This is a genomic window from Kitasatospora sp. NPDC057965 (assembly GCF_042887135.1).
Taxonomy (GTDB): Bacteria; Actinomycetota; Actinomycetes; order Streptomycetales; family Streptomycetaceae; genus Kitasatospora.
In genome coordinates, this window is sequence record NZ_JBHVPZ010000006.1 from 124,144 (window position 1) to 141,267 (window position 17,124).

Below are 17,124 nucleotides of genomic sequence, written 5' to 3' on the forward strand. Positions count from 1 at the left end.
CCGACGTCGTCACCCGCAACAACGGCAACGGCAACCTCTACGTCTACCCCGGAACCGGCGGCACCGGCCAGGTCAACCCCGCCGCAGAAATCGGCGCCGGCTGGCAGAACTTCACATTCGCCGGCGTCGCGGACTACACGGGTGATGGGAAACCCGACGTCGTCACCCGCAACAACGGCAACGGCAACCTCTACGTCTACCCCGGAACCGGCGGCACCGGCCAGGTCAACCCCGCCGCAGAAATCGGCAACGGCTGGCAGAACTTCACATTCGCCGGCGTCGCGGACTACACCGGCGACGGCAAACCCGACGTCGTCACCCGCAACAACGGCAACGGCAACCTCTACGTCTACCCCGGAACCGGCGGCACCGGCCAGGTCAACCCCGCCCACGAAATAGGCAACGGCTGGTGACCCACCGAGCCGGGCCGGTCCGGGCCGTCGGACGTCCCGGCAGCCCGCCCTGCTTCCCTGCAGGGCGGGCTGCCGGCCCCCCTGGCGGTCGGACGAGGAGTTCGACGACCGCGAGATCGACGATGTCGACGGGAATCGTGATGTCCACGAAGGAGGCGCCAACCCGGCCGAGCCGATCACGGACTACCTGATGTGAGCCGTGCTCGATCACCGCCGGGTCGCCAACCAGAGGGTCACGGCCGCGGTGACGACGAGTCCGGCGTTCAGTGCGATCCGACGGTCCTCGCCCCGCAGGTGGACGGCGATCGCGCCGGTCTGCAGGAGCACGAAGCCGATCGCCGCGGCCGGCGCCAGCGAGGGAGCGATGCCGGTCAGCGGCGGCAGGACCAGGCCGCTCGCGCCGAGTATCTCGACCACCCCGAGCGCCCTGAGAACGGGCAAGGGTGTGCGGTCGACCCAGGCCATCATCGGCCGGAGCTGGTCACGGCTGCGGATCGCCTTCAGCGTGCCCGCGTAGAGGTAGAAGAGTGCAAGCGGTCCCGCGACGATCCAGTAGGCGGCGTTCATCGGTCTTCCGTTCATGGGCCACCGGTTCACGGAGGGGTCGGTCTCCGGCGGGGTCGGTCTCAGGCGGGGTCGGTGGCGGGCTCGGTCGCGTAGCGGCTCATCGTGTCGGTGTTGGCCTGCGGCGTCAGCGGCCGGCCGTCGGCGAGCGCCTCCTGGAGGTCGCGGAAGTACTGCACGTACAGGTCGGGGGTGAAGGTGCTGAGCATGACGGCGGGCTCGCCGGTCGGGTTGGCGAAGGTGTGCGGGGTGCCGGGCGGAACCATCACGAGCGTGCCCGCGGTGGCGTCGTGGTCCTCGTCCCCGACGGTGAACCGCACGGTGCCGGAGAGGACGTAGAAGCCCTCGTCGTGCCGGGCGTGACGGTGCTGCGGCGGCCCCTGGGTGTGCGGGGCGAGGACGGACTCGGCGATCGCGAGGCGGTGCCCGGTGTGGCTGCCGTCCTCCAGGACGCGCATGCGCGTGCTACCCAGCACGATCTCCTCGCCCTCGCCGGGCCCCACCACCCACACGGCGGGGTCGTCCTGCGGCTCGGTGGTCTTCGCTTGTTCGGTCATGCTCACCAGTGCACCGCCCGGATCCTGCCGGCGTCCAAGACCCGTTCCGCTGCGCCGATACCCCGCGGGTATGGGCGCAGCGTGCGGCTCCCGACCCGACCGGCTCAGCGACAAAAGGCCTCGTCCACCGCCGCCACCACGCGTTGCTTGAGGTCGGGCGAGGCCAGCACGGTCACCGCGATGCTCACGGCGCGCCCGTCCTCCGTGACCCCGCCCCGGGTGACGTACCCCGGGATACCCCCGCCGTGTCCCCAGGACACCCCGCCGCACGGCAGCGGGCGGCTCGCCAGGCCGAGCCCGTACCGCGAACCCGGGACCGCGGGATCGGCCGGCACGGTCGTCCGCATCTGCGCGAGCTGCGCCGGTGGCATCAGCTCGCCGCCGATCAGCGCCGAGAAGAACCGGTTCAGATCCGTGTTCGTGGACACCATCGCTCCCGCTCCCCAGGCCCAGGACGGGTCCATCTCCGTGACGTCCAGCAGCGGATCACCGGGCTTGTCCGCGAAGTACCCGTGCGGGTGGCGCTCACGGATACCGGTCTCCCCCTGGGCCGGGAAGTACGTGTGCCTGAGCCCGATCCGGTCGATGACACGCTTGGTGACCTCCTCCCCCAGCGGCCGTCCGGTGACCCTCTGGACGATCAACCCGGCCACCACGTAGCCCGTGTTGCTGTACTTCCACTGCGTTCCCGGGGCGAAGTCGGCCTTGTGCGCGAGCGCCGCGTCGAGCAGCTCACGCGGCTCGACGTACTGGGTGGCACTGGAGATCTCCACGAAGTCCGTGTAGTCCGGCAGCCCGCTGGTGTGCTGGAGGACCTGGCGCACGGTGATCCGCCGTCCGTCGATGTCCTGGCCCCGGACCAGACCGGGCAGGTAGGTGTCCAGGGAGGCGTCCAGGTCCACCCTGCCCTCCGCCACCAGTTGCAGGACGACGACCGCGACGAAGGTCTTGGTGTTGCTGCCGATCCGCACCTGGCCGTCGACGGGCACCTTGGCGCCGGTCCTCAGATCGGCCACCCCGGCGGTGTAGTTGCGGCTGCGGCCGTTCCGGTCGCGGACGGCCGCCAGGGCTCCCGGCGCGCCGCCACCGGCGACGAGCGTGTCGAGCCGCTGCTGGAAGGGGTCGGTCCTCGTGACGGCGGCCGGGGAGTCGCCCCCGGGCGCGGCGACGGCCGGCGGGGCGAGCGAGCCGAGGGCAAGCGCTCCGGCCGCCACCGCGACGGCGACGGCCGCCGCGCCGTGGCACGGGGAGCGGAGGCGGTACGGGGAAAGGGAGTTCACAAGACGCCTCCTGAGGCTGGACGTACCCGACAGACCGGGATCCCGGCCCACTCAGGACATCACGCGATCGTCCCGGCCGCCGTCGCCACGAAGGACGAACACGACTCCCCCACCCTCGTCCTGATGGTGTATCGAACCCCCGAACACCCCCAGGGAACACCCCGATCGCGGCGCCCCGCGCCCGATCTGGCCTCACGGCATGGCGCAGGCTACGGGATCGGGCTGAGGCTGGAGTGCGGCCAAGGCTCCACGCCGCCCTGCTCACCGAGCTGAGCACCCCGAACCCGGCGCAGATCCCCGTCCCTGTTCCGGCTGTGGAACACCTGTCAGAGCCGGTCGCATCGCTCGACCCGATGCCGGCACCTTTCTCGCACCGCCCTCCACGTCGGCGCCTGCCCAGTCCGTGGCCGTCACCGCTGAGCCTGAGCCTGCTCCCGTGCCCGCCAAGAAGACCGCATCCACCGCGCTCCCGGCCGTCCCTGAAGCCCTTGCTGATCGCAGCCCGGCGCATCGCCGAGACGCATCACGCCGCACAGGGCGAGCACATCACGCCCGGTCAGCTGAAGGCCCACCTGAGCGTCACGCTGCAGCCTGCCGCCGCCGCATACGCTCGGCTCGCCGTCTGAGCCCCGCCGGCCCCTTTCCCACCTGACCGGCCCCGCCCGACTGGGCTCTGCTTCCCATGCCCCATGCAGCACCAACACGTCCTCCTGACTGGCTGGTTACTACTCGGGGCCACCCGCTCACAATCGTCTCCGGACGATCTCCAGTTCTCCGTGACTACTGGAGTCCGCGCCGCAAGACGCGAACCGCACCTCCGATGGACAGGATCAGTTCTCCACCAAGTCCCACTGCTACTCCGTGCCCAGAACCCATCCCGGCTGCGGCCGTACCTCCGCGACAATCGGTTCATGCGCCTGAACTTCGACGGGACCACCCCGATGCCTCGGATGCTGCTGCTCAGTGCACTCCTCCTTCACTCCGACTTCCACGTCGTGCTGGAGCGGCCCGCTTTCGTCGCGGCGGGCGACCTGGTCTCGTACCGGGACGGCACCCTCGTGGTGACGGACCCGGTCGGCGAGCAACACAGGTACCCGGCCCGGGACAGCTACTGGATCTGCCGATGACCGCCCGGCCGCGAAGACCGTTGAGGGCCGGATCGCCGCCCGTCCGGTCGTGCGGACTACGCCGCTAACCACCGAGCCCGAATTTTTAAAAGCCCGTCAAATATATTTTTATACCTTGCTACCGTGGCCCCACGCCATCCGAAAGGAAAGCAAGGAAATGTTCACCCTGGAAGAAACAGCAGAATCCCGCATCGTCTATCTGAGGCGCACCGGCGCCTACGGCGCGGCGAACAACACGCACATGGAAAAGCTCAAATCCTGGGCCGCCACGCACAAGCTCCTGCGACCCGACACCGCCGTTCTGGGCATCGCCCGCGACGACCCTGCAACCACCCCGCCGCACGCCTGCCGCTACGACACCTGCCTCCTCGTCCCCGACGACACCGGCATCCAGGACCCCGAGATCCGGGAGGCCCGCCTCACCGGCGGTCCCCACGCCGTCCTCACCGTCCCGCACACCGCCGAGGCCCTCCAGCAGGCCTGGAGCACCCTCTTCCGCGACCTCACCGCCCACGGCCACGCCCTCGACACGACGCGCCCCGTCCTCGAGCGCTACCGCCCCGACCTCCTCGCCCAGCACCTCTGCGAGATCTGCGTCCCGGTCCACTGACACCACACCCGGCGGGGCTACGGGTGCGGCTGTGGCGAAGGTTCCGGCGTTCGTGGCCGGCGGCCGCTCCATTGAGGTGGTTTGCATGCGTATCTGTCTCCCGGCGGCAGCGCCACGGGAACGGAGACCTGCAGCTGGATCAGCATCACGTCCAGGTCCCGACCGGTCCCCGGGCCGGCCGCCCCGCTTGCCCACATCACTGAAGGTGTCATCCATGACCGAGCCGCAAGGCCCCACCATGGCCGGTGGGACCCAAGCCATCACCTCCCAGGGCTACTACGTCACGTTCTTCCCCGACGCCAACAACTACGACCTGATCAAGGAGGGGAAGAGCCCCCACTACTACTACTTGCCGACGCAGCTGCGCATCGCCCGCCGGGACGGTGACAAGGGCGACTTCAAATTCAGCCTGCTGCGCTTCATCGGCGGCATCGCGAACCCCGTGCGGGAAGGGTCCGGCAACGGCGGGGAGAGCGGGGCGGGGCCCAAGGCCACGGGCGAGACGGTCGGCGGTCTGCTCAGCCTCACCACCACCGGCATGATCCCGGCGGCGGCGATGCAGGAGGCGCAGCAGCAGATCGTCAAGAACAACGCCAACAGCTCCAACGGGCTGTGGAACCACAAGAACCTGAAGCCCGAGTTCTCCCCCGTGGTTCTGATGTCCAACAACACCACGCTGTCCAACATCACGCTCACTCACGAAGGCTTCCGCTACTTCGTGCAGGACAAGGATGGCGGGGTGCCGGAACTGGTCGTCCAGGGTGATCTGGCCGACCAGGACGAGAAGCTGCTCCTGCACGGGTCGCCCGAGAAGGACGGGGACATCGGCAACTGGTACTGGGTGCTTCAGGGCGCCGGCGAGGCGGGGATCGACCCGGGGGCCGAACACGCGTTCACCGCACTGGTCGGCAACTACCCGTCGCAGATCCTCTACGCGGGCTTCCAGGGCACCACGACCAGCCCCGTCTTCGCGTCCTCCGTGATGCAGATGCAGATGTGGACGCCCAAGGTCGAGCTGACGATCACCGGCGCCTGGGATTCGATCCGCAAGCACTTCTCCGCCCACGCGAACGCCCACGGCTGGTTCTTCAGCGCCGACGTCAAGGCGCGCTTCGACGAACTCCGCAAGAGCGGGGACATCAAGGTCGTCATCAAGGTGCCCGGGAACTTCCCGGGCGCCGACAAGGTCGCCCAGCAGCTGACCGAGCGGTCCGACCTGCTGGTCGACAAGTTCATGGAGCTCGCCAACCACGTCATCTTCGAGCCCGTGGCCCCGAAGGAAACGGCAGCGGAGGCGTCGTCCTCCAGCTCGGGGGCCAGTCCGTGGGGCTTCGCCGTCGCCCTCAAGGCGAGCTGGGACGAGACCCATCTGGACCTGAGCTACCACGAGGAGACCCAGTTCAGCCACCTGCAGACCCACGTGGTCTCCAGTTCACTGGACGGCATGCTCCAGGAGATGGCGGCCGGCGGGGCGGAGGCGGAGAAGAAGTACTTCCCGCTGATCTACCTGGATGACTACCCCCACAAGCTGGTCCGGAACTGCATCCCCATCGTCAAATGGCAGACCGGGATCTTCAACAGTCTCTCCGTCCAGCTCGGGTACCCCGAGAAGAGCGGGCAGCTCCTCTGGGAGGGCCACGTCTTCACCCGGCCGGCCGCCGGGGACAAGCCGGAGGTCTACACGTACCGGCAGGCGCAGAAGCGGGAGACGGACGTCAACAACCCGCCGGTCGGCTGGCATCCCGACGTCACCTTCGTCAAGCGGACCGTGCACTTCGACGAGCCCGACCCGAACGACGACTACGTCGTCGCACACCTCGAAACCGGCCTGGGGACGCTGGACATCGACCCCGGACCCAACGGCACCCCGGTCAACGACGAGCTGGTCGAGGTCCGGGCCGAGTCCGCCAGACTGGCCTCGACCGAGATCGCGTTCAAGACCACCAAGAAGCTGTTCAACGAGGACTGGTACCTCGAATTGGTGCTCGAACCGGTGGACGACAAGGGCAACCCGACCGGAGGACCGTCCGCGACCTTCATCGGCCAGCAGGCCGACATCAACCGCAAGCGCCACTGGATCGTCTACCCGGTCGCCCCCGGCGGGAGGTTCGGCTACCGCTACAAGGTCACGGTGACGGACCTGGCCGAGGACTCGGAATGGACGTCCCCCTACCTGGTCAGCAACACCGACAAGCTCAGCGTCAGAATCCCGCGGAAGAACGATCCCGGAGTCACCTTCCGGTTCAGGAACTCCCAGGCATAACGGACTGTCACCGTGAATGGCCCGACCGAGATCGCCGGCGCCCGCACCCACGAGGCCGGCGCACACAGCTACGTCCTCTACCCTGACGCGCGGAATCCGGCTCGGGCGGCCGGCCAGGCATCCGTCTTCCACTGGATGCCCGGCCGGCTCCACCTCGGCCGCACCACCACCGGCTACGACTTCCGCTTCACCCGCTACCCCCGGCGCGACATGGACGACCAGGAGGTCTGCGGCATCCTGCGGTTCGTCCTGGCACCCGACCTGTCGGCGGCCGACGTCGACGACGCGCTGCGGGCTTTCCTGCTCTCCTGCCCGAAGGACGACCCCTACTGGGGCTGGTCCTCCTACAGCCGCGACAACTTCGTCCCGCTGACCTTCCAGTACACCCACACCACGCTCTCCAACATCACGGCCCGCGCGGACCGGACCGCCCGCGGCCTCGCCGGGATCACCCCCTGGTACTGCGAGACCCAGGGAGCGACCAGCGGCCCGATGTCGTCGGGCGACGCACGGACCTACACCACGCTGATGGGACGCGTCCCCACCCAGTGGCTGGAGGAGGCGATCATCGACGGCACCGCGCCGCTGGCCGTCAACCGCACCCTCGGCATCGAGTTCACCGCCCCGGTGCGGCGCCTCACGGCGCGGGGCGACTGGCACACCATCCGCTCCGGTCTGCTGGCCGAGGCCGAGGCGAGCGGAACCGGCACGCACCTCACGCTCGACGCCCTCAGCCGCGCGGTCGGCCGGCTGCGCGCCGACGGCGAACTCACCATGGACTACGCGGTGGACTCCACCGTCCCCGTGAACAGCCGCTACGACGGCCGCCTGCTGGACCGCACCGGCTGCGCGGACGCGTACTTCCTGGAGCTCGCGCGGGCCGCCGTACTGGAAGGCCCCCGGGCGACGGGCACCGCGCTGGTCGGATCGGCGGACGGACCCCCGAACCCCTGGGGGCCGAGCTGGCAGGTCGCCGCCGACGGCCCGCCGGAGCCGACGCTGGCGCACACGAGCGAAGGCGGCTACCGCTACCTCCGGGGTCTCACCCTCGACACCCGCTTCACCACGGAGTTCGACGAGATCCGGCGCGAGCCGTCGAAGTACTTCTTCAACGTCTACCCGGACGACGAACGGCACGACCTGACCCGGGTGTTCCGCCCCGTCCACGCCCTCGACAACCCCGCCGTCAGGGGGGTCGCCGTGAGCTGCCGCTACCCCGACGACACCGGCACGTTCGTCACGCACCCCTGGAGTTCGTTCCCTCCGGCCGCCTCGCCGCGGGATGATTCGCCGCCGTGGTACTTCAGCACGCGGTGGGTGCCGTACGAGGACGTCAAAGAGATCCCGGAACAGATGAAGGACTGGACTCCCAACACTACCTACGTCCAGCGGAACGTCGTTGTCCAGCTTCCGTCGGACGTGAACACCGAGCTCTTCGTGCTGAGCCGGAGCGACCACGCCTCCCTCCACATCGAGCCCCCCATTGCAGGACGACCGTTCGACGACATCGCCATCGACGTCTCCCCCGCCATGCTCAACCACCTGGACGTCCACCCGATCCGGCTGCTGCCCGGTCTGCGGGCCGGCGAGCGGGCCGAGGTGCGGTTCGAAACGGTCGAGGGGACGTACGCGGCGACCTTCGCGTGGCCGGACCGGGACGACGACCGGCCACGCCGGTGGATCGTGTTCCCGGGGAACGGGGAGTCGTTCTCCAGGAGGTTCCGCTACCGGACGACCGTCCACGAGGACGGCGGCGGCACGCGCACCGGCGCCTGGCTCGAACGCCGCGGCAGCGCAGCACTGCACGTGCGCATCCCCCGAGCCTAGGAACACGGGACACCCGACGGGCCCCCCGGTGGGCCGCCCGTGGGTGGCGGGGTGCCGGGGGGGTCAGTCGCGGCCGGCGCCCTGCTCGTAGAGCGCCACCAGCACGCCGTGCACCGGCTCGCCGTCCGGGGCCTCGACGGCCTCGTCCACCAGGGCCTGGAGGGTGGCGGCGAGGCGGGCGGCCTGGGCCGCGGTCAGCCGGAGGTGGCGCAGCGACAACAGTGGCTCGCGCGGGGCCTTGGCGCACTCCTCGGCCACCGCGCCGAGCAGGGCGGTGGTCGGCCCGGCGTCCCGGCCGGCCACGGTGATGCGGCGGGCGGTGCGCCGGTAGAGGTGCTCGCTGCCGCCGCGCACCTTGCGGGTCTCCACGATGCGCACGACGCCGGCCTCCTGCAGCACCTTGAGGTGGTGCGCCACCGTGCTCTTGCGGCTGTCCAGTGCCGCCGCGAGCTCGGCGGCCGTGGCGGGCTGCCCGCCGAGCGCCAGCAGCAGCCGTTGGCGCAGCGGGTGGGAGAGCGCCTTGAACTGCCGCGGGCTCTCGATGGTGAGCTCCTGCTCCGGGGTCTGTTGCTCCATGCGTAAAGCGTCCAATTTTCTTGACGCTTTCGCAAGCCGCGTGCTCTACTCCCCAGACCCGATCGATCACCACCAGCAGGGGACGGCACATGGCACAGCTTCAGCGGCTTCAGTCGGCCGAGATCACCGAGATCGTCACCGAGGTCGGCCGGCTGACCACCGGGCTCTACGTCTTCCCCGCGATCGCCGAACAGATCGCCGGACGCCTCGACGAGGCGCTGTCCCGGGGCCGCTACCACCGGGCCGAGGAGCCCGAGGCACTCGGCCGGCTGGTCACCGAGGACCTCCAGTCGGTCAACGGCGACGGCCATCTGCGGCTGAAGTTCCACCCCCGGGCGATCCCGGCGGAGCAGGAGGACGGCGCCCTGCTCGCCGAGCTGACGCGGGCCGCCGACCTCTCACTCGGCGGCGTCCCCCGGATCGAGCGCCTGGAGGGCGGCGTCGCCCTGCTGAAGCTCGCCCCGATCCTCTTCCCGCTCGACATGACGGGCGGGTCGCTGAACGCCGCGCTCAACCTGGTCGCCCCGGCCGAGGCCCTGATCCTGGACCTGCGCGAGTGCGTCGGCGGCCACCCCTACACGACCGCCCACATCTGCGGTCACTTCTTCGACGAGCCGACGCATCTCAGTACCCTCTACGACCGCGAGGAGGACGCCGAGCAGCAGTTCTGGAGCCCCGCGCTGGTGTCCGGCCCGCGTTTCGGCGGCAGCAAGCCGATCTACGTACTGATCAGCAAGGCCACCTTCTCCGGCGGCGAGGCGCTCGCGTACGACCTCCAGCAGCGCGGCCGGGCCGTGGTGATCGGCGAGGCGTCCGGCGGCGGCGCCAACCCGCGCCGGGGCTTCACGCTCCACCCCCACCTGGAGGCCACCATCCCGACCGCCCGCTCGATCAACCCGGTGTCGGGCGGCAACTGGGAGGGCACCGGGGTGCTGCCGGACACCGAGGCGGACCCGGCGCTGGCCCACGAGGTGGCCCACCGCGCGGCGCTGGCCGAGGTCGTCCGGCGCGGCGGTGACAGCCCGTCGGTCAAGGAGGCCCGGCGGGTCCTGGGCGGTGGAGCGGAGGACGGCTCCGCGGCGGCGGGCGCCCGGCTCTGACGTCCGGGCCCTGACGTCCGGTGCCGAGGTTCGGATCCGTACGTGCAAGCGGGTATCAACGCGGCGTTCGGGCAGGGGCGTTGGCTCCGCGGCCGGTGGCGGGGCGGATGTCGGCGACGGGCCGTAGATTGCGGCGCGACCGAGCAGCTGCCGAACGATTCCCGGACAGGACACCGATCCCGATGAACCCCGCGAACCCGATCCCCCCGAGCGACGCGCACGACGGCGCGCACGACGACGCACACGGCGTGGCGCTCACCGAGCGCGCCATCGCCGCCGTCGCCGCCGATCCGCACCGGCCGATCCTGGACTACGGCCCGTGGGCCGGCCCCTGGCTGACCGGTGCGCCCGAGCCGATGGCGCCGGGCTCGCTCGCCTCGGCGGTATTCCCGAGCGGGCGGCCGCTGCCGCCGAGCCTGCGCCGGTGGCTGGCCTTCGACGCCGGTCTGCTGCGCCGGTTCGGCTGGCTCGACGGGGACGGCCGCTTCACGCCCCGGTCGCTGGGCGACCTGGCGCGAGCGGAGTTCGGGGACGGCTGGGGCTCCTGCTTCGACACCGTGTCGGACCGCTTCGACGAGTGCTTCCTGCTGCCCGGCGGCTCGGACTCGCGCCGGGTGCTGGCGACCGGGGTGGGCGACGAGCACGGCGAGTACCCGGTGTTCGCGCTGGACATCGACGACATCCCCTGTGTCGAGCTGATGTATCCGGGCCTGGACGTCTACCTGGCCGACACCTCCGGCGTCCTCACCGTCGAGCTCGACAGGTACTCCCGCCTGGCCGAGGACGGTGTGTACGCCCGGCGGATGCGCACGCACGCGCTCCGCGTGTTCCGCGGCGAGTTCGCCGAGCAGTGCCTGCCGGAGTCCTGACCTGGGCGGGGGTGGACGGGAACTGTGCTCCGGCTCACCCGACCCCCGCGTATACGCCACCGAATATGACCTCTAGTCTGCTCATATACGCTGACGTACAGACGGGGCCCGCAGGTCGGTGCCCCGTGCAGGAAAGGCGGTACCGGCCATGCGACTTCCCCTCACTGCCCACACCCGTCGACCGTGGCGCATCCACGAGTTCGCGCCCGACTTCCGGACCGAGGACGTCTGGGCCTTCCGCACCCCCGGGGCCGGACCGGGCGAGCTGGCCGTGATGCTCGCCGCCATGCGGGCGGGTGGCGGCTTCGCCCGGCAGTCCCCGGCCAACCGCTTCCTGTTCGCGGTGCGCTGGAAGCTCGGCGCCCTGCTCGGCTGGGACCGGCCCGAGGCGGGACTCGGCAACCGGGTCCGCTCGCTGCGCGAACGGCTGCCGCGCGAGCTGTCGGAGACCGTCGACGCCGCCGCGCCGAGCCGTCTGCCGCTCACCCCGGTCTACCAGCTCCAGGACGAGTACGTGGCCGAGCTGGCGAACGGGACCGTCCACACCCTGATGCACCTCGGCTGGGTGCCGACCGGCACGGGCGAGCACCAGCTGCGGATGGCCGTCCTGGTCAAGCCCAACGGGCTGCTCGGGCGGTGCTACCTGATGCTCATCGCACCGTTCCGCTATCTCATCGTCTATCCGGCGCTGACCCGACAGTGGGAGCAGGCCTGGCGGGACCACCGGGCAGCGGTGCAACGGGACGGCCGGGCAGCAGGGGGTTCGTGACAGACTGGCCCGCCATGGGCGAGAGCGATGCCGCACCGGGTGTGCCGCTGCTGGTGGTGGACGGGGCCAATGTCGTGGGCTCGGTCCCGGACGGCTGGTGGCGCGACCGGCGGGGCGCGGCGCAGCGGCTGCGCGACGCGCTCGCGCCGGTCGCCGGCCGCGGACTGGGCGCGGCGGCGGGCGACGACGGCCGACCGGACCTCCGCGATCGGCCCGACCGACCCGACCTTCCGCCGTGGGCGCGGACCGGGCCGTTGGAGGTGGTCCTGGTCGTCGAGGGCGCTGCCCGGGGCATCACGGCGACGCCGGAGGTCCGGGTGGAGAGCGCGAGCGGCAGTGGCGACGATCTGATCGTCGATCTGGTCGCGGCCGCGCTGGCCGCCGACCCCGCGCGGGCCTGCCTGGTCGTCACGGCCGACCGCGGGCTGCGCGCCCGGGTCACCGGCCTCGGCGCCGCGGTGGTGGGGCCCCGCGCCGTCCGCCGCGGCTGAAACACCGCCCCGCGCGGGTCAGCAGCCCGGCGGCAGCCGGCCGTAGAGCTCGGCCACCGCGCCCGGCAGGGACGGCCCGCCGGGGTCCGCCGCCCGTCGGCCGGCCACCGAGGTGGGCAGCATCACCACCGCGACGATCAGCGCCGCGACGGCGAAGGCGCCGAACCCGGCGATGCTCAAGGGCAGTTGCATCCAGGTACTGAGCCAGGTGAGCAGCCACAGCTTCAGCAGGTTGCCCGCCGTGGCAACGGCCAGACCCGCCGCCGACCGCAGCCGCACACCGTGCCCCGGCAACGACAGCCGGCTGAACTTGGGGCCGAGCAGGGCCCCCAGCGCGACCAGGGTGAGCAGTTGCCGCCAGCCGGGGCCGTTCGCCAGCACGGCGCCGTCGAGCGCGGCGACCACCAGGCCGAGGCCGACGACGGCGAGCAGGTGCCGGGCGACGCCCCGCAGCGCCGCCCCGTCCCCGTCACGGTCGGCCAGGACGGACCAGAGGTGGCGCACGGTGACGCCGACCAGCATGACCACCACGGCGGCGGCCACCGTCGCGCCCGGACCGGTCAACGCGGCGGACAGGCCGAGCCCGTCGGCCAGCCGCACCGCCAGCCAGAGCGCCGCCGGCTCCGCCGCCAGCAGCATCGGGACCAGCAGCAGCGCCCCGAGGCAGGACGTGCACGAGCGGCCCGCCGGCAGGCGGCGCACCAGCGCGCCCCCGGCGGCGTGCACCGCCACCAGGAGCACCGCGGCGCCGAGCACGGCGGCGCACCGGTCGGCGGGCGGGCCGCCCAGGGCGAAGCCCGCCACCACCGCGGCGGCCACGGCGAGGCCCACGGCGGTGGCCGCCAGGTCGAGCAGCAGGGCGGCCGGACCGGCCGCCGGCCGGGATCCGTTCGACATCCGTCCCCCCGGACTCGGGCGTGTACGACCACGGTTCCCTGCCCACCCGTCCGCGACCCGTCCGACCGCCCGTCGATTCCGGCTGACGGAAGCTCCGGTGGACCGCCGAACGCGCCGCGCGCCGGGGCGCACCACGGCGCCCCTCGGCGCGCGTCCGACCATTCCCGCCGGGCGCGCGACGCCAGGGTGCGCGCCCTCGGCCCAAGGGCTGACCTCGAACTCCGGTCGGCCGTCCGGAGGGCGGGCCGGGCGGCTCCCCCGGCCCTGGGCGCCCGGAGGCAACGCGGTGTGCGGGCAGCTCCCGGCCGGAGGCTTGGGGCGCGTCGCCGGCGGGCGGGAGGCCGAAGGCAGCCCGTAGCACGAAAGGGCGCGTGCTGGCGGCAAGTTCACCGGGAGTCCGCTCGCATTGGCGAACTGGGCGTGGGCGCCCGTGCGCGGCGGGCGGCGCACGGTAAACCTGAGGCCGACACCGGCCCGGTCGCGGGCCCGGGAGTCCGGCCGGACCGCTCCCGCCGGCGCGCGCAGCGCACGGCCACGGCGGGTTCCGGCGCCACCCGCCCCCGCCCGGACCGCACAGGCCTTCCGGGCCGACCGACCGTCCCCTCCCCCGCCCGTCGACCTTCGACCTTCGACCGTTCTGAGGATGCTGAATGCTAGGTGCTGGTTCGTCACCCGGACGCCGGCGCTCCGCCCCCGTGCTCGTCTGGCTCCTGCCCACCCTCGCGACGGCCGCCGTCGCCTCCGTCACGGTGGCCGCGGCCTCGCCCGACGCCCGTACCGGGGTGGCCCTGTGCGCGGTGGTGGGCACCCTGGCGGTGGTCCTGGTCGCCGCCGAGGCCGCGCGCCGGGGCCGGGCGGTGGAGGACCTGCGTGCCCGGGCGAGCCGGCGCGAGGGCGAGTTGATCCGCCGGCTGGCCCGGCAGGAGACCGAGTACCTCCGGATGGCCAAGTCCGTCCTGCCGGCCGCGATGACCAGGTTCTCGGCGGGCGAGGGCCTGGACCGGGTCGTCAACGCGTACGCGTTGAAGGACGTCACGCTCACCGCCGAGTTCCGGGCGGCGCAGACGACCCTGCTGCGCTCCGTGCTGCAGACGGTCGAGCACGAGGAGGCGATGCGCGAGGCCGCCCAGCAGGCCTTCGTCAACATCGCCCGCCGCGTGCAGGCGATCGTCCACCGGCAGGCCGCCGAACTGCGCAGCATGGAGTACGCGCACGGCAACACCCCCGCCGTCTTCGACGACCTGTTGCTGCTCGACCACGGCAACGCCCTCATCGGCCGCCTCGCCGACAGCATCGCGGTGCTCGGCGGGGCCCGGCCGGGTCGTCAGTGGAACAAGGCGGTGCCGCTGTACAGCGTGCTACGGGGCGGCATGTCCCGGATCCTCGACTTCGAGCGGATCGAGCTGCACCCGGTCTCGGACGTCGCCGTGGTCGGCCCGGCCGTCGAACCGCTCATCCACGCGGTGGCCGAACTCCTGGACAACGCCACCCGCTACTCCCCGCCGCACACCCTGGTGCACCTGACCGCGGTCGAGGTGCAGACCGGCATCGCGATCGAGATCGAGGACGGCGGCCTCAGCCTCAGCGAGGAGGGCCGGGCCCGGGCCGAGCGGATGCTCGCGGAGGCGCAGGCCGGCATGGACCTCAACGACCTCGGCGAGACGCCGCGGCTCGGCCTCGCGGTCGTCGGCCGGCTCTGTCGGGCGTACGGCTTCCAGGTCTCGCTGCGGCCGTCGGCCTACGGCGGGGTGCGGGCGGTGCTGGTCTTCCCGCAGGAGCTGCTCACCAGCGCCCACGCGACCGGGCGCGCCCACGGCATCGGCGTCACCGGGTCGTCCGGGCCGGAGCCGGTGGACGACCGCCGGCCGCACACCTCGCCGCCGCCGAGGCGTCCGCTCACCGGGCCGCCGCCCGGGCCGCTCGGCGGCGGCGTGCGCGTCGGCGCACCGGCCGGCTCGCTGAACCGGCCCCGCAACGGGTCGCCGAACGCGTCGCGGGTGGGCTCGTCCTCGGGTGCGGACGATGTCCCCGTGGTGACCGAGTGGACCGCCACCGGTCTGCCACGGCGCCGTCGGCACACCGGGCCGCCCGTCAGGTTCCGGTCCCCGGCCGGGAGCACTCCGGCCGGCGGCACCCCGACCGGCGGCGTCCCCGCCGCCGGGAGGCCGGCCGCCGGCGCCGGGGCCGGAGCGCCGCCCGGGGCCCCGGCGGAGCAGGTGCAGCCCGGTCTCTGGCTGGCCGCCTTCACCGAGGGCGTCAACGGCACCGGGCCGACCGACCACGGCCACGGCCACGGCCATGACCACACCAACGGCAGCGACAGCGACGAAGACGGCAACGACGACTCGACCGGCACACGGAGGGACGAGCGGTGATTCGGCCACGGACCAACCTGGACTGGCTCCTCAAGCAGCTGGCGGACGAGGTCCCGCTCGTCCGCAACGTCGTCGTGCTCTCCGCCGACGGCCTGCGGATCGCCCAGCACGGCACCGCGCCCGACGCCGCCGACCGGCTCGCCGCCGCCTGCGCCGGCCTGCAGAGCCTCGCCGCCGCCGTGGGCCACGAGTTCCCGTACGGGGACGGCCGGATGCGGCTGGTGGTGATCGAGATGGGCGGCGGGTTCTTCTACCTGATGGCGGCCGGGGCCCGCGCCTATCTCGCGGTGCTCGCCGACGAGGGCGTGGACGCCGGGCTGATGGGCCAGCGGATGCGCGACCTGGTCGCCCGGATCGGCGAGCACCTCAGTACGCCTCCGCGCAGGGGCGAGCCCGTCGTATGAGCACCACCGGCCAGGACTGGGGCGAGGAGGCCCCGGAACGCTTCTACGTGGTCACGCGCGGGCACACCCAGCCGGCCGGACGGGCCGCGCTGGACCTGGTCACGCTGATCGTCTCCCGTGCGGAGCCCGCCCCCTCGATGCCGCCGGAGCACGCGGCGATCGTGCGCCTGTGCGGATCGCCCCTCTCCGTGGCGGAGGTCTCCGCGTACCTGCGGCTTCCCGTCAGCGCGGTCACCCTGCTGCTGGCGGACCTCGTGGCCGAGGAACGGGTCGAGGCGCGCGCCTCGGTCCCGGCCGCGCTACTCCCCGACCGTGCCCTGTTGGAGGCGGTGATGCATGGACTTCAGCGGCTCTGACACGGTGCTCGGGCCGGCGGACGAGGACCTTCTGCCGGACTCGGCCACCACGGCCGTCAAGGTGGTGATCGTCGGCGGCTTCGGCGTCGGCAAGACGACCCTGGTCGGCTCGGTGAGCGAGATCCGCCCGCTGACCACCGAGGAGACGATGACCCAGGCCGGGGCGGAGGTGGACGACCTGGCCGGGATCGAACGGAAGTCCGAGACGACCGTCGCGATGGACTTCGGCCGGATCAGCATCACCGACGAGCTGGTGCTCTACCTGTTCGGCACCCCGGGCCAGGAGCGGTTCTGGTTCCTCTGGGACGGGCTGTTCGAGGGGGCGCTGGGCGCGGTCGTGCTGGTCGACACCCGCCGGCTGGAGATCAGCTTCGACGTCATCGGACGGCTGGAGGACCGCGGCGTGCCGTTCGTCGTCGCCGCCAACGCCTTCCCCGACGCCCCCGACTGCCCGGACGAGGAGCTGCGGCTCGCGCTCGACCTGCCGGCGGAGGTCCCGATCGTGGCGTGCGACGCCCGGGTCCGCGCGTCCGGGCGGGACGTGCTGCTCGCGCTCATGCACTACCTCTACGCCCTCGCGGAGCCATCGCCGGCGCAGTGAGCGTGCCCCCCTTCCTCCCCCGTCCGTCGACCACCCCCGGAGACA

At 72.2% G+C, this 17,124-nt stretch carries 19 protein-coding genes; 14 read left to right on the forward strand and 5 right to left on the reverse strand.

Annotation, left to right across the window (positions count from 1 at the left end):
- On the forward strand, nucleotides 1–413 hold a 413-nt coding region (locus ACFVVU_RS09585), incomplete at its 5' end, for an FG-GAP repeat domain-containing protein (protein ID WP_387788969.1).
- Between the two features lie 207 nt (nucleotides 414–620).
- Here ACFVVU_RS09585 and ACFVVU_RS09590 read toward each other — a convergent pair.
- The 3 genes from ACFVVU_RS09590 to ACFVVU_RS09600 all read right to left on the reverse strand — a co-directional run bounded on the left by ACFVVU_RS09590 (nucleotide 621) and on the right by ACFVVU_RS09600 (nucleotide 2,814).
- A complete protein-coding gene (locus ACFVVU_RS09590) occupies nucleotides 621–980 on the reverse strand; it encodes a DoxX family protein (protein WP_387788971.1) in 360 nt (119 codons plus the stop codon).
- Between the two features lie 59 nt (nucleotides 981–1,039).
- The gene (locus ACFVVU_RS09595; RefSeq protein WP_387788972.1) at nucleotides 1,040–1,534 is read right to left on the reverse strand and encodes a cupin domain-containing protein; all 495 of its coding nucleotides are present in this window, start codon (nucleotides 1,532–1,534) and stop codon (nucleotides 1,040–1,042) included.
- Nucleotides 1,535–1,638: 104 nt separating this feature from the next.
- Nucleotides 1,639–2,814: a serine hydrolase domain-containing protein gene (locus ACFVVU_RS09600; protein WP_387788974.1), complete on the reverse strand. Its 1,176-nt coding sequence runs from the start codon at nucleotides 2,812–2,814 to the stop codon at nucleotides 1,639–1,641.
- Between the two features lie 488 nt (nucleotides 2,815–3,302).
- On the opposite strand from ACFVVU_RS09600, the gene ACFVVU_RS09605 reads away from it, so the two are divergent.
- From ACFVVU_RS09605 to ACFVVU_RS09625, 5 genes are all read left to right on the forward strand, one after another.
- Nucleotides 3,303–3,440 (forward strand): hypothetical protein, encoded by a 138-nt coding sequence (locus ACFVVU_RS09605; RefSeq protein WP_387788976.1) that lies wholly within the window; start codon nucleotides 3,303–3,305, stop codon nucleotides 3,438–3,440.
- A 285-nt stretch (nucleotides 3,441–3,725) separates the two neighbouring features.
- Nucleotides 3,726–3,941 (forward strand): hypothetical protein, encoded by a 216-nt coding sequence (locus ACFVVU_RS09610; protein WP_387788978.1) that lies wholly within the window; start codon nucleotides 3,726–3,728, stop codon nucleotides 3,939–3,941.
- Nucleotides 3,942–4,098: 157 nt separating this feature from the next.
- A complete protein-coding gene (locus ACFVVU_RS09615) occupies nucleotides 4,099–4,551 on the forward strand; it encodes a GyrI-like domain-containing protein (RefSeq protein ID WP_387788979.1) in 453 nt (150 codons plus the stop codon).
- A 214-nt stretch (nucleotides 4,552–4,765) separates the two neighbouring features.
- Entirely contained in the window at nucleotides 4,766–6,814 is a 2,049-nt protein-coding gene (locus tag ACFVVU_RS09620; protein ID WP_387788980.1) for a hypothetical protein, read from the forward strand.
- Between the two features lie 12 nt (nucleotides 6,815–6,826).
- Nucleotides 6,827–8,641, forward strand: a complete 1,815-nt coding sequence (locus ACFVVU_RS09625) for a hypothetical protein (protein ID WP_387788981.1) — start codon at nucleotides 6,827–6,829, stop codon at nucleotides 8,639–8,641.
- Nucleotides 8,642–8,704: 63 nt separating this feature from the next.
- Here the strand turns inward: ACFVVU_RS09625 and ACFVVU_RS09630 are convergent, their stop codons facing one another.
- Entirely contained in the window at nucleotides 8,705–9,217 is a 513-nt protein-coding gene (locus ACFVVU_RS09630; RefSeq protein ID WP_387788983.1) for a helix-turn-helix domain-containing protein, read from the reverse strand.
- An 89-nt stretch (nucleotides 9,218–9,306) separates the two neighbouring features.
- On the opposite strand from ACFVVU_RS09630, the gene ACFVVU_RS09635 reads away from it, so the two are divergent.
- From ACFVVU_RS09635 to ACFVVU_RS09650, 4 genes are all read left to right on the forward strand, one after another.
- Complete coding sequence (locus ACFVVU_RS09635; protein WP_387788985.1) at nucleotides 9,307–10,317, forward strand: S41 family peptidase; 1,011 nt, start codon at nucleotides 9,307–9,309, stop codon at nucleotides 10,315–10,317.
- 182 nt (nucleotides 10,318–10,499) lie between these two features.
- Nucleotides 10,500–11,186 carry a hypothetical protein gene (locus ACFVVU_RS09640; RefSeq protein ID WP_387788986.1) on the forward strand — a complete coding sequence of 229 codons (687 nt, stop codon included), beginning with the start codon at nucleotides 10,500–10,502 and terminating at the stop codon, nucleotides 11,184–11,186.
- Between the two features lie 148 nt (nucleotides 11,187–11,334).
- Nucleotides 11,335–11,955, forward strand: a complete 621-nt coding sequence (locus ACFVVU_RS09645) for a DUF2867 domain-containing protein (RefSeq protein WP_380684829.1) — start codon at nucleotides 11,335–11,337, stop codon at nucleotides 11,953–11,955.
- A 14-nt stretch (nucleotides 11,956–11,969) separates the two neighbouring features.
- On the forward strand, nucleotides 11,970–12,446 hold the full coding sequence (locus tag ACFVVU_RS09650) for an NTP pyrophosphohydrolase (protein WP_387788987.1): 477 nt from the start codon (nucleotides 11,970–11,972) through the stop codon (nucleotides 12,444–12,446).
- An 18-nt stretch (nucleotides 12,447–12,464) separates the two neighbouring features.
- Here the strand turns inward: ACFVVU_RS09650 and ACFVVU_RS09655 are convergent, their stop codons facing one another.
- Nucleotides 12,465–13,343, reverse strand: a complete 879-nt coding sequence (locus ACFVVU_RS09655) for a hypothetical protein (RefSeq protein ID WP_387788988.1) — start codon at nucleotides 13,341–13,343, stop codon at nucleotides 12,465–12,467.
- 650 nt (nucleotides 13,344–13,993) lie between these two features.
- Here ACFVVU_RS09655 and ACFVVU_RS09660 point away from each other — a divergent pair.
- From ACFVVU_RS09660 to ACFVVU_RS09675, 4 genes are read left to right on the forward strand one after another with little or no spacing between them, the layout of a single operon-like run.
- Complete coding sequence (locus ACFVVU_RS09660; protein WP_387788990.1) at nucleotides 13,994–15,718, forward strand: ATP-binding protein; 1,725 nt, start codon at nucleotides 13,994–13,996, stop codon at nucleotides 15,716–15,718.
- The gene (locus ACFVVU_RS09665; RefSeq protein WP_380689249.1) at nucleotides 15,715–16,122 is read left to right on the forward strand and encodes a roadblock/LC7 domain-containing protein; all 408 of its coding nucleotides are present in this window, start codon (nucleotides 15,715–15,717) and stop codon (nucleotides 16,120–16,122) included. The genes ACFVVU_RS09660 and ACFVVU_RS09665 overlap by 4 nt, the downstream gene beginning before the upstream one ends.
- A complete protein-coding gene (locus ACFVVU_RS09670; RefSeq protein WP_380689246.1) occupies nucleotides 16,119–16,478 on the forward strand; it encodes a DUF742 domain-containing protein in 360 nt (119 codons plus the stop codon). Before ACFVVU_RS09665 ends, ACFVVU_RS09670 begins: the two co-directional genes overlap by 4 nt.
- Nucleotides 16,459–17,079 carry an ATP/GTP-binding protein gene (locus ACFVVU_RS09675; protein ID WP_380689243.1) on the forward strand — a complete coding sequence of 207 codons (621 nt, stop codon included), beginning with the start codon at nucleotides 16,459–16,461 and terminating at the stop codon, nucleotides 17,077–17,079. The genes ACFVVU_RS09670 and ACFVVU_RS09675 overlap by 20 nt, the downstream gene beginning before the upstream one ends.
- Nucleotides 17,080–17,124: the final 45 nt, after the last annotated feature.

What these genes read in the sequence shown, in the direction of transcription:
- ACFVVU_RS09595 (WP_387788972.1), bottom strand. Translation starts at nt 1,534, where the DNA reads ATGACCGAACAAGCGAAGACCACCGAGCCGCAGGACGACCCCGCCGTG.
- ACFVVU_RS09590 (WP_387788971.1), bottom strand. Translation starts at nt 980, where the DNA reads ATGAACGCCGCCTACTGGATCGTCGCGGGACCGCTTGCACTCTTCTAC.
- ACFVVU_RS09670 (WP_380689246.1), top strand. Translation starts at nt 16,119, where the DNA reads ATGAGCACCACCGGCCAGGACTGGGGCGAGGAGGCCCCGGAACGCTTC.
- ACFVVU_RS09645 (WP_380684829.1), top strand. Translation starts at nt 11,335, where the DNA reads ATGCGACTTCCCCTCACTGCCCACACCCGTCGACCGTGGCGCATCCAC.
- ACFVVU_RS09650 (WP_387788987.1), top strand. Translation starts at nt 11,970, where the DNA reads ATGGGCGAGAGCGATGCCGCACCGGGTGTGCCGCTGCTGGTGGTGGAC.
- ACFVVU_RS09615 (WP_387788979.1), top strand. Translation starts at nt 4,099, where the DNA reads ATGTTCACCCTGGAAGAAACAGCAGAATCCCGCATCGTCTATCTGAGG.
- ACFVVU_RS09620 (WP_387788980.1), top strand. Translation starts at nt 4,766, where the DNA reads ATGACCGAGCCGCAAGGCCCCACCATGGCCGGTGGGACCCAAGCCATC.
- ACFVVU_RS09630 (WP_387788983.1), bottom strand. Translation starts at nt 9,217, where the DNA reads ATGGAGCAACAGACCCCGGAGCAGGAGCTCACCATCGAGAGCCCGCGG.
- ACFVVU_RS09675 (WP_380689243.1), top strand. Translation starts at nt 16,459, where the DNA reads ATGGACTTCAGCGGCTCTGACACGGTGCTCGGGCCGGCGGACGAGGAC.
- ACFVVU_RS09635 (WP_387788985.1), top strand. Translation starts at nt 9,307, where the DNA reads ATGGCACAGCTTCAGCGGCTTCAGTCGGCCGAGATCACCGAGATCGTC.
- ACFVVU_RS09610 (WP_387788978.1), top strand. Translation starts at nt 3,726, where the DNA reads ATGCGCCTGAACTTCGACGGGACCACCCCGATGCCTCGGATGCTGCTG.
- ACFVVU_RS09660 (WP_387788990.1), top strand. Translation starts at nt 13,994, where the DNA reads ATGCTAGGTGCTGGTTCGTCACCCGGACGCCGGCGCTCCGCCCCCGTG.
- ACFVVU_RS09655 (WP_387788988.1), bottom strand. Translation starts at nt 13,343, where the DNA reads ATGTCGAACGGATCCCGGCCGGCGGCCGGTCCGGCCGCCCTGCTGCTC.
- ACFVVU_RS09640 (WP_387788986.1), top strand. Translation starts at nt 10,500, where the DNA reads ATGAACCCCGCGAACCCGATCCCCCCGAGCGACGCGCACGACGGCGCG.